15 protein-coding genes are annotated in these 13,434 nt (G+C 72.3%); 6 read left to right on the forward strand and 9 right to left on the reverse strand.

Going from position 1 to position 13,434, the window contains the following annotated elements; all coding sequences use genetic code 11:
• Positions 1 to 199 precede the first annotated feature (199 nt).
• Entirely contained in the window at positions 200 to 874 is a 675-nt protein-coding gene (locus FXF68_RS28260) for an HhH-GDP family DNA glycosylase (protein ID WP_148764383.1), read from the forward strand.
• 41 nt (positions 875 to 915) lie between these two features.
• Here FXF68_RS28260 and FXF68_RS28265 read toward each other — a convergent pair whose 3' ends face one another.
• Positions 916 to 1,620 (reverse strand): polysaccharide deacetylase family protein, encoded by a 705-nt coding sequence (locus tag FXF68_RS28265; protein WP_148764385.1) that lies wholly within the window; start codon positions 1,618 to 1,620, stop codon positions 916 to 918.
• A 31-nt stretch (positions 1,621 to 1,651) separates the two neighbouring features.
• On the opposite strand from FXF68_RS28265, the gene FXF68_RS28270 reads away from it, so the two are divergent.
• Complete coding sequence (locus FXF68_RS28270; protein ID WP_148764387.1) at positions 1,652 to 2,719, forward strand: MGDG synthase family glycosyltransferase; 1,068 nt, start codon at positions 1,652 to 1,654, stop codon at positions 2,717 to 2,719.
• Here FXF68_RS28270 and FXF68_RS28275 read toward each other — a convergent pair.
• Positions 2,697 to 3,566: a DMT family transporter gene (locus FXF68_RS28275; RefSeq protein WP_148764389.1), complete on the reverse strand. Its 870-nt coding sequence runs from the start codon at positions 3,564 to 3,566 to the stop codon at positions 2,697 to 2,699. The two genes, FXF68_RS28270 and FXF68_RS28275, sit on opposite strands and share 23 nt — an antisense overlap.
• Positions 3,563 to 4,456 carry a DMT family transporter gene (locus FXF68_RS28280; RefSeq protein ID WP_148764391.1) on the reverse strand — a complete coding sequence of 298 codons (894 nt, stop codon included), beginning with the start codon at positions 4,454 to 4,456 and terminating at the stop codon, positions 3,563 to 3,565. The genes FXF68_RS28275 and FXF68_RS28280 overlap by 4 nt, the downstream gene beginning before the upstream one ends.
• A 179-nt stretch (positions 4,457 to 4,635) precedes the next feature.
• On the opposite strand from FXF68_RS28280, the gene FXF68_RS28285 reads away from it, so the two are divergent.
• From FXF68_RS28285 to FXF68_RS28295, 3 genes are read left to right on the forward strand one after another with little or no spacing between them, the layout of a single operon-like run.
• On the forward strand, positions 4,636 to 5,058 hold the full coding sequence (locus tag FXF68_RS28285; protein WP_148764393.1) for a hypothetical protein: 423 nt from the start codon (positions 4,636 to 4,638) through the stop codon (positions 5,056 to 5,058).
• A 47-nt stretch (positions 5,059 to 5,105) separates the two neighbouring features.
• On the forward strand, positions 5,106 to 6,188 hold the full coding sequence (locus FXF68_RS28290; RefSeq protein WP_246178983.1) for a sensor histidine kinase: 1,083 nt from the start codon (positions 5,106 to 5,108) through the stop codon (positions 6,186 to 6,188).
• A complete protein-coding gene (locus tag FXF68_RS28295) occupies positions 6,185 to 6,793 on the forward strand; it encodes a response regulator transcription factor (RefSeq protein WP_148764395.1) in 609 nt (202 codons plus the stop codon). Before FXF68_RS28290 ends, FXF68_RS28295 begins: the two co-directional genes overlap by 4 nt.
• A gap of 125 nt (positions 6,794 to 6,918) precedes the next feature.
• Here the strand turns inward: FXF68_RS28295 and FXF68_RS28300 are convergent, their stop codons facing one another.
• The 6 genes from FXF68_RS28300 to FXF68_RS28325 all read right to left on the reverse strand — a co-directional run bounded on the left by FXF68_RS28300 (position 6,919) and on the right by FXF68_RS28325 (position 12,412).
• Entirely contained in the window at positions 6,919 to 7,866 is a 948-nt protein-coding gene (locus tag FXF68_RS28300) for a peptidase inhibitor family I36 protein (protein WP_148764397.1), read from the reverse strand.
• A gap of 36 nt (positions 7,867 to 7,902) precedes the next feature.
• Positions 7,903 to 8,790: a peptidase inhibitor family I36 protein gene (locus FXF68_RS28305; RefSeq protein ID WP_148764399.1), complete on the reverse strand. Its 888-nt coding sequence runs from the start codon at positions 8,788 to 8,790 to the stop codon at positions 7,903 to 7,905.
• Positions 8,791 to 8,853: 63 nt separating this feature from the next.
• Positions 8,854 to 9,702, reverse strand: a complete 849-nt coding sequence (locus FXF68_RS28310; protein WP_148764401.1) for a peptidoglycan-binding domain-containing protein — start codon at positions 9,700 to 9,702, stop codon at positions 8,854 to 8,856.
• Positions 9,703 to 10,032: 330 nt separating this feature from the next.
• Positions 10,033 to 10,395, reverse strand: a complete 363-nt coding sequence (locus FXF68_RS28315) for a hypothetical protein (RefSeq protein WP_148764403.1) — start codon at positions 10,393 to 10,395, stop codon at positions 10,033 to 10,035.
• A 195-nt stretch (positions 10,396 to 10,590) separates the two neighbouring features.
• A complete protein-coding gene (locus FXF68_RS28320) occupies positions 10,591 to 11,562 on the reverse strand; it encodes an NBR1-Ig-like domain-containing protein (RefSeq protein ID WP_187438146.1) in 972 nt (323 codons plus the stop codon).
• Between the two features lie 403 nt (positions 11,563 to 11,965).
• Entirely contained in the window at positions 11,966 to 12,412 is a 447-nt protein-coding gene (locus FXF68_RS28325; RefSeq protein ID WP_222870121.1) for an ester cyclase, read from the reverse strand.
• Between the two features lie 86 nt (positions 12,413 to 12,498).
• Here FXF68_RS28325 and FXF68_RS28330 point away from each other — a divergent pair, with 86 nt between their 5' ends.
• Positions 12,499 to 13,407, forward strand: coding sequence for a LysR family transcriptional regulator (locus tag FXF68_RS28330; RefSeq protein WP_148764409.1), 909 nt, complete (start codon positions 12,499 to 12,501; stop codon positions 13,405 to 13,407).
• Positions 13,408 to 13,434: the final 27 nt, after the last annotated feature.

Raw genomic sequence — 13,434 nt, forward strand, 5'->3', positions numbered from 1 at the left:
TTCCAGCACGGTTCCCCGGAGGCCGGAGCGCAAAAACCCTTGATCGCCAACGTTTGGTCAAGCACGGAAATCCGAGGTTTGCCCTATTTCGACCGTCCAACCAAGGGGCATCGAAGCGGAGCCAACGCTTTCGTCATTGTTCGTCCCGTAATTGCCCCCTCCCGGATACATCACCCGAGCGGGGAGCAAGCGGACTGTTATGAGCCACGCGACGAAGAGGACCACGCATCGGGAGCGGATCGACTCGCTCTTGTCCGAGGCGGGCACGACCTATGCCGAGCAGGCCGGGATCCAGTTGGCGGACGAGCCGGGCCCGCTGTGGCGGCTCCTGGTGTTCAGCGACCTGGTGTCGGCGCGGATCCAGTCCGGGATCGCCGTGACCGGCAGCCGCGCGCTGTTCGCGGCGGGCGGCGGGACCGCCGAGGGAATGGCGACGCTCACCTGGCGGCAGCGCAAGGACGCCCTGCTGGACGGCCGCTACCACCACCTCGCGAACGGCACCGCGACCCGCCTGGGCGCGACGGCGGAGCTGGCGCAGTCCCGATACGGCGGAGACCTGCGGCGGCTGGCCGACGAGGCCGACGAGCGTCCCGGCCGGGTCGCCGAACTGCTTCAAGAGTTCCCCGGGATCGGCCCGGCGGGCGCCGCCGCGTTCTGCCGCGACGCGCAGGCGGTGTGGCCGTTCCTGCGTCCCGCCCTGGACGACCGCGTCCTCGCGGGCGCCGCGCGCCTCGGCCTGCCCGCCGACCCGCGCGCGCTGGCGGACCTCGTCCCCGCCGACCGGCTGGCGGCGCTCGCCGACGCGCTGGTCAGGGTCAAGCTCGACGACGATCTCGCCGCGCGCGTCCGCGGGGACGGGCACTCCGCCACATAGAGGGCGGGTGAGCGGGGAGGAGAGCCCTGTGAAAGCGGTGGTCAGAGAGCGTGGTCGCGCAGGGGGCCGACGGCCAGTCCGGCGGCGCGGCAGCGCGCGACGACGCCGGGCAGCGCCGCGAGGGACGACGTCCAGGCGCCGGGCGCCGAGGTGACGTCGCTGTCGTGCAGGAGGAGCGTCGCGCCGCCGACGAGTTCCGGCGCGAGGGCCGCCAGCACCGATTCCGGGGTGGCGGCGGCCGTCCAGTCCCTGCCCCAGGCCGTCCAGAGGACGGGACGCAGGCCGTGGCGGCGCGCGGCGAGGAGAGCCTCGGCGCTCAGCGCCCCGTACGGGGGCCGGTACCAGGACGGGGACACGCCGCACACGTCCTCGATCAATCGAACGGTCCCCCGCACTTCACCAAGAACCCGGCCGGGACGCGACGTGAGCGCGTTGCCGTGCTCCCACCCGTGGACGGCGATCTCGTGGCCGTCCGCGACGATGCGGCGGCCCAGCGCGGGGTCGCGCCGCAGCATCGCGCCGAGGACGAAGAACGTCGCGTGGCAGCCGAGGCGCGCGAGTTCGTCCAGGAACAGGGGCGTCGAGCGGGCGTCCGGGCCGTCGTCGAAGGTGAGCGCGACGTGGCGGGGCCCGCCGCGCCCGGCGACGCGGGGGGTCAGGCGCCGGACCGGGCGCAGCCAGGTCGCCGCGGGCAGGGCGTGGCCCGCGAGGACGGCGGCCACGGCGGCGAGGACACGGCGCGACATGCCGGAATTGTCACCGGGGGGAGCTCAAGTCATGGGCAAGCGACTCCTAATTCTGACGGCGGGCATGGGAGCCGGGCACGACGCGGTCGCGGGGGAACTGGCGCGCCGGCTGGCGTCGGCGGACGTCGAGACGTCGGTGGTCGACGTGCTGGAACTCGTCCCGCTGCGGCTCGGGGACGGGCTGCGGCGCGCGTACGAGGCCATGATCAGGTCCGCGCCGTGGACGTACGCGGGCATCTACCGGGTGTTCTTCGCCTCCGGGCGTCCGGCGCGCTCGTCCCCGCTGACGGCGGTGATCGCGGCGCGGCTGGAGCGGCGGATCCGGGAGCTGCCGCCGGACGCGGTCGTGTCGACGTTCCACCTCGCCGCGCAGGCCGCCGGGCGCCTGCGGCACACCGGGCGGCTCACCGTCCCCTCGCTGGTGCTGGTCACCGATTTCGCGGTGCACCGGATGTGGCTGCACGCGGGCAACGACCGCTACCTGTGCCCGGACGAGCGGGCGGCGCGGGCGGTGACGCGGCGGACCGGCCGTCCCGCGACCGGGCACGCGCCCGTCGTCCGGCCGGAGTTCCGCCGCCCGCCCGGCGATGGCGACCGGCTGAGGCGCCTGGCCGGAGCGGGCCCGGACGAGCGGATCGTGCTGATCTCCGCGGGCGCGTGGGGCGTCGGGGCGGTGGTGGACACGGCGCGCGGCCTCGCCGCGTCCGGCCGGTACCTGCCCGTGGTGCTGTGCGGGCGGAACGCGCGGCTGCGCGAGCGGATCCGCGACGTGCCCGCCCTCGGCTGGCGCGACGACCTGGCCGAGCTGATGGCGGGCGCGTACGCGCTGATCGACAACGCGGCGGGGCTGACCTGCCGGGAGGCGTTCGCGTGCGGGCTGCCGGTGGTCTCCTACCGGCCCATCCCCGGGCACGGGCGGGAGGGCGCCGAGGCCATGGCGCGCGACGGCCTGAGCTTCTTCGCCCGGTCGCCCGAAGAGCTGGTCGACGCGCTCGACCGGCTGGGCGGCGCGGCGCTGCGCGGCACCCGGGCGCTCCGGGTGGCCGCGCTGTTCGACACCGTCCCGGCCGAGCGGGTCATCCGGTCCGCGCTGGGGTGACGCCGTGCTCCTCGTGGAGCAGCGGCGACCGGGCGATGCCGACGCTGCCGAGGAGGATCAGCGCCATGCCGCCCACCTGGACGATCGTCCACGGCCCGTCGCGGACGTTCTCGCCGAACAGGCCGACCCCGAGGATGATGCTGGCGACCGGATCGGACACGGTCAGCGCGGGCTGGACCGCGACGAGCGTGCCGCTGTGCAGCGCGTTCTGCAGCAGGTAGACGCTGGCGAGCCCGGCCACGGCCATGGCGTAGAGCTGCCAGGAGGTCAGGACGGCGTCGACGCCGCGCTCGAAGTCGTGCGTGGCCTCGTTCATGAACGCGGCGGTCAGCGCGAACGACACCGAGGTGCCGACGCCGAGCAGGACGGCGCGGACCGGCCCCCGGATGACCCACGCCAGCGCGACGAGCCCGGCGACGCAGCCGACCGACGCGGCCGTCGCGATGATCCACGCGACGGCGTGCGGCACGTGGTAGCTCTCGTCGGGCGCGAGGGCGAACAGCAGCGCGGCGAGGCCGACGGTGAGCAGGCCGACCGCCGTCCACGGCACCTGTTTCAGCCCGCGCGGCGGCAGCCACCCGATCAGGACCATCGTGAACGGCAGCTCGACGGCCAGCAGCGGCTGGACGAGCGACATGCCGCCCGTCGACAGCGCCACCGCCTGGAACAGGAACGCGGCGATGAGCGCGCCGATGCCGCCGAGCCACATCCGGTTGCGCAGCATGTCCAGGATGAGCGCGGGCTTGAACGCGTCCGACTCCGGCGCGGTCTTGGCGGCCCGCCGCTGGAGGACGGAGGCGAGGGCGTTCGAGGCCCCGGCGAGGATCCCGAAGACGACGGGGATCATCGGCACCCCACCTCGTCAGCCGACGCCGACGGGTGCTCGCCCGGCTTGCCCAGGTGGGGCGACCGGCTGAGGATGACGATGCCCGCGACCATCGCCGCGAGCCCGAGGGACTCCAGGGCGAGGTCGCCGGCGGACAGCTGCACCCGCTCCCCGAAGATCACGATGCTGAGCGCGATGCCGGTGAGCGGCTCGGCCGCCGTGGTGGCGGGCAGCGAGATCCGCAGCGGCGCCGCGTCGAACGCGCTCTGCGCGAACAGCAGCCCGAGCGCGCCCATCGCCACCAGCGCGTACGGCTGCCAGGTCACCAGCGCGTGGACGAAGCCCGCGTCGCTCACCAGCAGGACGCTGCGGGTCAGCGTGTCCATGAGCCCGTAGAGCAGCCCGGCGCCGCACGCCAGCAGCATCGCGCGGACCCGCAGGTCGCGGTGCAGGCTGCCGAACGCGCACAGCGTGACGAGGGCGAGCACGACGGCCCCGGCCAGCCAGCGCGGCGAGTGCACCCCGGGCAGGGCGCCGCCGTGCGGCAGCCCCACCCCGAGGAACAGCGCGACGCCGCCGGTCAGCAGCAGCGCCCCCCACCATTCGCGGGGGCCGAGCCGCTCGCGGTAGATCACGTGCGCGGCTAGCAGCGCGAAGATCAGGTTGACCGTGAGCACCGGCGTGACCTCGGCGACGTCCGCGATGTTCAGCGCGAACGCGAAGATGAGCTGGCCGATGATCATCGAGGCGATGCCGGTCAGCCACAGCCTGCTCCGCAGCAGTTCCAGCAGCAGCCGCGGGTGCAGGATCTCCGACAGCGGTTCCCGGTACGCCGCGTGCTGCTGTGCCACGAAGCCGAGCCCGATGAAGAACGCCGCCGCCACGGCGATGGCCATCCCGAGAATGCTCATCCGAATCCACGATCTCCCCCGACCGATTCGTCAGAACCCGCACCTACCCCAGCCCGCCGGACGGAACCCGCCCCGCCCACGCCCCGCGGCGCCGGGTGTCCGGTTTCTGACAGATGTCACGGCGAGGCGGTGGAGAACGTCGCTACCAGCGGGAAAGCCGGACGAACAGCATCGACGGCATGACGAAGCGAACGAGCACGGCGGTGACCGATCCCGACGCCCGCGAGAAACTGCGCATCGCCAAGGCGCTGCTCGGCGGCTACGCGGCGGTGAGCGTGCTGACCCTGCTGGCGATCGCAGCGCTCAGCGGCGACCCCGACCTCGTCACCGGCCCGGTGTGGGTCCGCGGCACCATCCTCGCCGCCGCCTCGCTGATCACCTTCGCGCTCGGGGTGTCGATGGCGAGGGGCTCGCGGAGCGCCTACCGCAGGGTGCGGATCATCGCGCTGGCCCAGGTGGCGGCGATCGTCGTGATCGAGTCGATCCCCGGCTCCTTCCCGGTCTGGTTCAAGGTCGAGAACGGGGTGTGCGGGACGCTGCTGGCCATCGTCGTCCTGCTGACCCTCGCGCGGACCGTGCGCGCCGCCTTCGCGGCCCGATGATCATGGGCTCGGGACACGTCCGGCCGGGCGGAGGTACGGTCACCGACGTGGAGTCTCAGGATTCGCGCGGCCCGGACGAGCGGCGCCGGCTGCTGCTCTCGCTGGGCATGCTCTGCTACCCGTTCCTGACGGGGGCGGGCGTCGCCCAGCACGCGAGCGGCGCGGGCCTCGTCGCCGGATACCTGCTGCTGGTGGCCGTCTCCGCCTGCTACCTGGCGATCGTGGTGGCCTCGATGCGAGCGAGGTGGCGGGCCTACTGGTGGCTGCTGGCGGGGATGACGGCGCTGGCCGTCCTGGTCGCGCCGCTCGCCCACGAGAACGCGCTGATCCTCGTCGCGGTGATCGTCCCGGCGGCGGTGGCACGGGTGGACGGCCAGGCGGCGCCCGTCCTGGTGGTCCTCGGCGCGGCGGCGTGCGTCGGGGTGCCGAGGCTCGTGCCCGGCTGGAGCACCGGGCCGGGCTGGTACTTCGCGGTGGCCGTCGTGTTCACCGCGCTGCTCGTGCACACGTTCAGCCGCACCGCGACGGCGAACCGGGAGTTGCGCGAGGCCAGGGCGGAGGTCGCCAGGCTGGCCTCGGAGGCCGAGCGCAACCGGATCGCGCGCGACCTGCACGACCTGCTCGGCCACTCGCTCACCGCCATCACCGTGAAGAGCACCCTCGCCAGGCGGCTGGCCGCCGGCGCGCCCGCCGCCGCGCTGGCGGAGATGGAGTCGGTGGAGCGGTTGTCCCGGCAGGCGCTGGCCGACGTGCGGGCCGCCGTGTCCGGATACCGGGACGTCACGCTCGCGGGCGAGCTCGCCCGCGGCCGGGAGCTGCTGCGGGCCGCGGGCGTCGCCGCCGACCTGCCGACCGCCTACGACGGGGTCCCGCCGGAGCGGCAGGAGCTGTTCGGCTGGGTCGTGCGGGAAGGGCTGACCAACGTCGTCCGGCACGCGCGGGCGGGACGGTGCACGGTCGAGCTGACCGCGTCCTCCGTGGAGGTGCGCGATGACGGGATCGGCGGCCCGGCGGGCGCGGGCTCGGGGCTGGACGGCCTGCGCGCCAGGGTCGCCGCGGCGGGCGGCGTGCTGACCGCCGGTCCGGCGCGCCCGCGCGGGTGGTCGCTGCGGGTGGAGGCGCCGGCGTGACGATCCGGCTGCTGCTCGCCGACGACCAGGAGATGATCCGGCAGGCCCTCGGCGCGCTGCTCGACCTCGAACCGGACTTCGAGGTGGTGGCCTCGGTCGGGCGCGGCGACGAGGTCGCGGCCGCGGCGCTGGAGCGCCGTCCGGACGTCGCGCTGCTGGACATCGACATGCCCGGCCTGGACGGCCTCGCCGCGGCGGCCGTGCTCGCCGCGCAGGTGCCCGGCTGCCGCGTGGTCATCCTCACCACCTTCGGCCGCACCGGCTACCTGCGCCGGGCCATGGAGGCGGGCGCCGTCGGGTTCGTCGTGAAGGACGCCCCGGCCGACGCGCTCGCCGACGCCATCCGGCGGGTGAAGGCGGGCGAGCGAGTGGTCGACCCGGCTTTGGCTGCGGCCACGCTGGCGGCGGGCGAGTCGCCGCTCACCGCCCGCGAGCGCGACGTGCTCATCGCGGCCCGCTCCGGCGCCACCGTCGCGGAGATCGCGGCCCGGCTGTACCTCGCCGAGGGCACCGTGCGGAACTACCTGTCCGGGGCCACCACCAAGACCGGCACACGCAACCGGATGGAGGCGCTGCGGGTGGCCGAGGAGAGCGGCTGGCTGTAAAGGGCAAATGGAGAGGGTGCCTAGAGCGGCGGGCACTGCGACCACGCCGACCCTAGACACCCCTTCTCCTCACCGGTCGCGGTGTGGCGCTGGGCCGCACGGTTTCCGGGTCAGGACTCCCCAGGTCAGGACCCGAGAGCGATCCCGCTGTAGTAGTACTTCAGGATTCTGGAGTAGCTCCAGCCCGCGCCGGCCTTGTCGCGGGAGCCGTACTGCGACAGCCAGTCGCCGTCGCCCCATCCGCCGCACGCCGTCGTCGTGGAGCAGTAGTGGGCCTGGAGGATCTTCCCGCCGCGGGTCATGCGGGTGCCCCACGTCGCGTCCACCGCGGCGCTCGTCGACGCCTTCGCCGAGCCCGGCTTGTAGACCTGGCTCGACGTGGTGTCGTAGACGTCGAAGCACTCGCCCCAGGACGTCTTGTTCGTCGAGTGCAGCGCCCAGTACCAGCCGAAGTTCTTCACGGCCATCGCCCCGGACCGGAGCGACTCCTTCGGCCAACTCGACACCCATTCGTTGGGCAGGACGTTCTTGACGTAGGTCTTGAACGCCACCCGCTCCACGCGCCCGAGGGAGACCCGGTAGACGAGGATCGTCGTGGGCGGCTTGGTCTGCGTGCCGTCGGTCTTGCATCCGGTCGGCCCGGACGGCAGGAACTTGTGCGAGGCGTTCTGGTTCTTCAGGCTGGAGTTCAGATTGCCCTTCGCGCCCGCCTTGAAGTCTTGGTATTTACCCCCGTAGTTGCTGTTGTAGTACACCCGGACGGTCTTGCCACTGCGATTCCAGACCGAGGCGGCGGCATTCTTGACGCACTTGCCCTTGCCGTTCCCCGCGCTCTTGAAGTCGTAGCAGGAGGGCTGCTCGGCGCCGTAGTCCGCGACCGAACCGGTGAAGTCCGAAAGCGAACCCTGGTTGCCGCTGTTGAAGTAGTAGCAGAACTCGCCGCTCTCGCAGGTTCCGTTGCGGGTCGCCGCCGAGGCGGGCGACGCCACGGCGGCCAGCGCCGCCGCGCCGAGCGCCATCGCGGCGGTCATCGCGCTGAGTCGCGAGATCAGCCGTGCGGTTCGTGTTGACACGGTCGTCCTTTTCTCCCCGTCGCGGTACGGACCGCGTTATCGGACGTTGTAGCCCTGCGACTGCCAGAAGGAGGTCGGGTTCGGGTTGTCCAGGTGCGGGTCGTTGACGCTCTTGGCCGCGTGGGTCTGGCGTCCGAGGCGCATCTCGACGTGGGTGTGCGCGCCGGAGCTGGAGGACACCCCGTGCCACGACTCGTCCGCGATGATCTGGCCGCGGCTGATCGTCTGGCCCACGGCCAGCGACGACCGCGGCGCGGAGTGCAGGTAGATCACGGTCTTGTTCGCCGAGGCGTTGTAGATGGAGATGGTGGAGAGGCCCGAGCTGCCCGTGCGGCCGCGCGCGAGGTAGATGATCTTGCCGCTGACCAGGGCGCGGACGTCCGAGCCGACGCCGCGGGCGATGTCGATGCCCTCGTGCCGTCCGGGGGTGCTGGTGTAGCCGTCGAAGCCGCAGGTGATGCGGCCGCCGCTGGCCTTGTACAACCCGTACGACAGGTTCGTGCGCGACGCGGGCGAGAACTGGTGCGAGGCGTTCTGGTTCTTCAGGCTGGAGTTCAGGTTGCCCTTCGCGCCCGCCTTGAAGTCCTGGTACGTGCCGCCGTAGTTGCTGTTGTAGTACACCCGGACGGTCTTGCTGCTCCGGTTCCAGACCGAGGCGGCGGCATTCTTGACGCATTTGCCCTTGCCGTTGCCGGGGCCCTTGAAGTCGTAGCAGGAGGGCTGCTCGGCGCCGTAGTCGGCGACCGAACCGGTGAAGTCCGAGACCGATCCCGCGTTGTTGCTGTTGAAGTAGTAGCAGAACTCGCCGCTTTCGCAGGTTCCGTTGCGGGTCGCCGCCGAAGCGGTCGACGCGGTCGCGAGCGTCGTCCCGCCGATCGCCACCGCGGCGGCCGCCACGGCGAGGGCCTTGTTGAGCGTTGCCATTCCGTTCTCCTTTTCTCGTGCCTTTTTCGTGCTTTGTTCAGCGGGGTCTGGATCGGCGGCCGGTCAGCCGCGCCGGTACTCCTCCCAGGTGCGGATGGCGACCTTCGGCCCGTCGTCCGGGCCGCGGTCGGCGAGCCCGTTCTGGCCGAGGTAGTAGTCGCCGATCTGGTGCTGCGCCTGGCCGGAGAGATCGGTGTCGCTGATCGCGGCGGCGTGGATGTGCCACGGCCAGTCGCCCTGCCGGGGGCTGCGCACCCAGGCCGCGAAGCCGACGCGGCGCAGCGCGCGGGCGACCGACACGCGGGTGGCGGAGCTCATCCCCTTCACCGAGACGTCGACCACGCCCCCGCCGTCGTGGGTGCCCGCGGACGTGGGGTCGCCGCCGGGGTTGTACGAGCCCTGGTCCAGGACGAGGGTGCGGCCGAGGAGGCGTCCCGCCTCGGCGAGCATGCTCCGCGTGCGGGTGTTGACGACGAACCCGCCGCCCGCGGACACCTTCGCCCCCGGCGTGATGACGTGGGTGACCGTGAACCGGCCGGTGCCGAGTTTGGCGAGGGAGGTCTTGCCCGGCATGCCGTTTGCGGCCAGGCCGGTGTATCCGAGCGACTTCTGGTACTTCGCGTAGGCGGTGACCGTGGTGGTGCCGAAGTAGCCGTCCACCCACTTCTTGTCGAGCAGCTTCCGGTCGAGCAGGGCCTGCTCGACGAGGAGGACGCTGGCCTTGGCGCCGGGAGTCAGCGTGTCGTCCGGCCGCCGCGGGTCGATCTGCGCGGCCTTGACCAGGGCCTCCATGTTCACGCTCGGCAGGGCCCGGGCGCCGGGCGGCTGCGCCGCCGACGCCTGGGGCGCCCCCGGCAGGGCGGCGAGCAGGGCCGCCGCCGCGAGGGCGCCGGCGTATGGAAGCAGTTTCATCGGTTCTCCTAATTGCGAGCGCAGGGGCGGATGGCCACGGCGCAACAGGCCGTCACGGCTCGCACACAGGGACGGAAGGGGAAGGTCGGCGCCGTCGGACCGCTCGCCAGACTCCCGGCAGGGGCATGCGCGCCCTGACGGGTGGGTTCCGGTGAACGGGTCGCTACGGCGGGACGGTCCAGACGTCCTGCGTGCGTCGCCGTGTGAAGGCGGTCCCTTCGCGGGGACTTGTCCGGTCAGCTCGGACGCGGTCGTTCAGACCGTTGACCGTGCGGCCGGTGAGGGGTCGGGCCGGTCACGTGCGGGCCCGGTGTCAGTGGGCGACGCCTGTCAGCAGCGTTCGCTCGTCTTGGCGCTGGGCCCGTCCGGGATCCAGCCGATCGCCTGCGTGCAGTGCGCCAGCGTGTTGCTCCCGAGCGACCAGATCTCCGCCTTCTTGGTCCGGCACTGGGTGCCCTCAAGGCTCCGGTCGGAATTGTCGCCGACCGCCACACAGGCGTCCCAGGTGCGGTGCGAATTGCGGTAGCCGGCCCAGACGTAGAGATATGCCCAGTTCTTTCCGCAGCCCTTGAACTGCTTCACCGACGCGAACGTCTGCCCGCCCGAATTGACATGGGCGGTCGAGCCGATCTGGACGGTGCTGCTACAGCCGGGTGCGGACTCGGCGTACGCGACGGTCGGAACCGCTGCCATCGCCGGTACCGCGAGAAGCGCGGCCAATGTCCCCTTGGCGAATCTCATCTTCGTCGAAGCCCCCTTGTGTCGCTGCCCGCCGCGGTGCGGGCAATGACCACCTTGCCGAGGGCGTCGACGTGTCAGGTACCCCCCGTGACAGGTTCTGACATGCTCTTACACGGCGGGCCCGCCGACCTGGCGACTACCGCGCGGCTACGGGGCGACGTTCACCACGAAGTAGACGGGACGCGCGCCGGGCAGGAGTTGCCTTCCCTCTCCGTCGACCATCTTCCAGCCGACCCAGCACGATCCCGGAGTGGCCGGAGCGGTGACGTGAACGCTGACCCGGACATGCGCGCCGGGTTTGGTATCGCGAATAGGGACCTTTCCCGGAGTGGAACAGGTGCCGTTGTCGGCGGGCAGCGTCGCGCGCGCCAGGAACCGGCCGTGCCACGGGACCGTGCCCGCGTTGGCGAGTTCCCAGGTCTTGATGAACTGCTGCCCGGTCTTCACCACCGTGCCATCGGGAATGGTCACGTCGCCGATGAACGCGCTCCTGTCGCCGGCGATCACCGGGGCCCTCGCGACCGTCGCCTGCCCGGACTTGACGGTGGCCTCCTCGGGCCGTCCCGGCCGTCCGCCGTAATCGCGGATCATGGACGCGCCCGCCACCGCGCCGCCCACCGCCGCTCCGCCCAGCACGATCGCGAGGACGCGGCGCCGCCGCGTCCGCCGTGGCGGGGACCCGGGCACCAGCGTGGTGACCGCAGCCCGCTCGTCCGCGTCCTCCGCCGAGAGCTCGTCCACGTCGCCCGCGGGCACCATGGCGAGCGGGGCGGGTTCGGCCTGGTCGGCGGGTTCGGCCTGGTCGGCGGGTTCGGCCTGGTCGGCGCGCTCGGCGCGTTCGGCGGAGCCGTCCGCGTCGAGCGCGGCGCACCAGTACTCCCGCCACTCCTCGACGTCGCCCCCGCACGCTTCGACGAACGCCTGCGTCGTCGTCCAGCTCGGGAACCTCGTGCCCCGCGCCGCCTCGTGGAGGGTGGCGTGGCTGACCGACCGCGACTTGCTCGCCATGACCCGGAAGGAGGGGTTTCCAGCCTCGGCTCGTAACCGGCGGAGCCGCTCCGCGAAACGGTCGCGCCCTTCCTGACCTCCGGCGGAGGACAGCACACCAGAGTCACCCATGGTCCACCTCACCAACCCGGTCGCCAGCGGCAAGCATGGACAATCTAGCCGAGAGATGAGGGCCGCAGTCGCGCGGCTCGAACAGTTTGACGTGCCATTTCCCTTTCGGCCGAGATGACCGCCTCGGCGCCGCCGGGACGTCCCGCAGAGATCAGCGCCGCCTTTCCGCATACCGGAGGAGCTGATCGAGATCCGCTACCGCATGACACGTGATCATTGATCACTCGCCGTGTTCGATAGCCGATTCACATGGAGCCCGGAGGGATCAAAGGGGCGGGCGCAATGAACAATTTTCAACCAACTCGCGCTTCGCGCGTCCGCCGGGCGCCCCTCACCTGCCGCATCCGTCTGGGAGGAGACTCCGCGCGGCCACGGTGACCTGCTCTGATTCGGTCCCGCGCGGCTAGCGTCCCTCCGCGCCCAACTGGCGCAGGAACGCGCGGTTGTCGGTGCGCACCCATTCCTCGACGAGGCGGCCCCGGTCGTCGAACCGGAAGATGTTGATCAGGTCGAACACGACGCGGCGGCCGTTCGGCGGCAGCGGACCGGCCGGCGAGTGGGTGAACTCGCGGACGAACGTCCCCTCGATCCATGTCTGGCAGGCGAGGTGGTCGCCTTCGGCCACCACGATGCCGCGCCGGATCGTCCGGTCGTCGAACGCGGCGCGCACCGCCGCGAAGTAGTCGTTGAGGCCGTCGAAGTCGGACTCGAAGCCGTCCGGGCCGTGGAAGCGGAACGTGTCGGTGTCGAAGTACGCCGCGACGGCGTCGAGGTCCTCACCCGACACCTCCAGCTCACCGGCGCGGATGAGGCGGGTCACGAGTTCGTCCCGGGTGAATCGCTGTGTCATGGCTCCAGCCTGCCCGCCGCCAGCCATGCAGTCCAACGATGCTTTGGCATCGTTTCCATGAGTAGAACGCATGCTACTTTCGGGGCATGGCGGAGTTCACCCTCACCGGGCTCCGCGTCGTCCAGCAGGTCGCCGCCACCGGGTCGTTCACCGGGGCCGCCGAGAAGCTCGGCTACACCCAGTCGGCCGTCTCGCGTCAGGTCGCCGCGATGGAGACGGCGGCCGGAGCGCCGATCTTCGACCGGGGGCGGCGCGGCGCGGCCCTCACCCCGGCCGGCCGGGTGCTCGTCCGGCGCGCGACCGAGATCCTCGCCGACCTGGCGGCGGCCGAGCTGGAGCTGGCCGGGCTGCGCGACCGGCTCGCGGGCCGCCTGGCGATCGGCGCGTATCCGTCCGCCGCCATGGCGCTGGTCCCGCGCGCGATGGCGCGGATGACGTCGGGCCATCCGGGTCTCGCCGTCGTCCTGGAAGAAGCGTCGACACCCGTCCTGCTGCGGCGGCTCCGGGCCGGGCGACTGGACCTGGCGGTCATCGGGGTCGGCCACGGCCTGCCCGACTACGACCTGAGCGAACTCAGGCAGACGACCGTGCTCCAGGGCAACCTGCTGGTGGCCGTCCCGGAATCGCACCGGTTCGCGGGCAACGCCGTCACCGTGGCGGACCTGGCCCAGGAGCACTGGATCGCCGGAGACGGCGCGGCGGACGAACCGCAGTTCGGGGCCTGGCCCACGCTGACCGACCCGCACATCGTCCACACCGCGCGAAGCTGGTCGACCCGCCTCGGACTGGTCGCCGCCGGGCTGGGTATCACGGTCGTCCCCGAACAGGCCGCCCCGGCTCTGCCGAGGGGCGTGCGGGCCGTGACCGTCACCGACAGCCATTGGACGGGACGCGCGACCATCGCCGTGACCCGCCCGCGCCCGTCCGCCCAAGCGCAGGCGATGGTGACGGCCCTGCAAGAGCAGGCCGCCGCTCTCCGCCTCGATCGGCGATGAGCCGCCCTATGGCGTCCGGACGGAGGA

This window comes from Actinomadura decatromicini, assembly GCF_008121305.1.
Classification (GTDB): Bacteria; Actinomycetota; Actinomycetes; order Streptosporangiales; family Streptosporangiaceae; genus Spirillospora; species Spirillospora syzygii.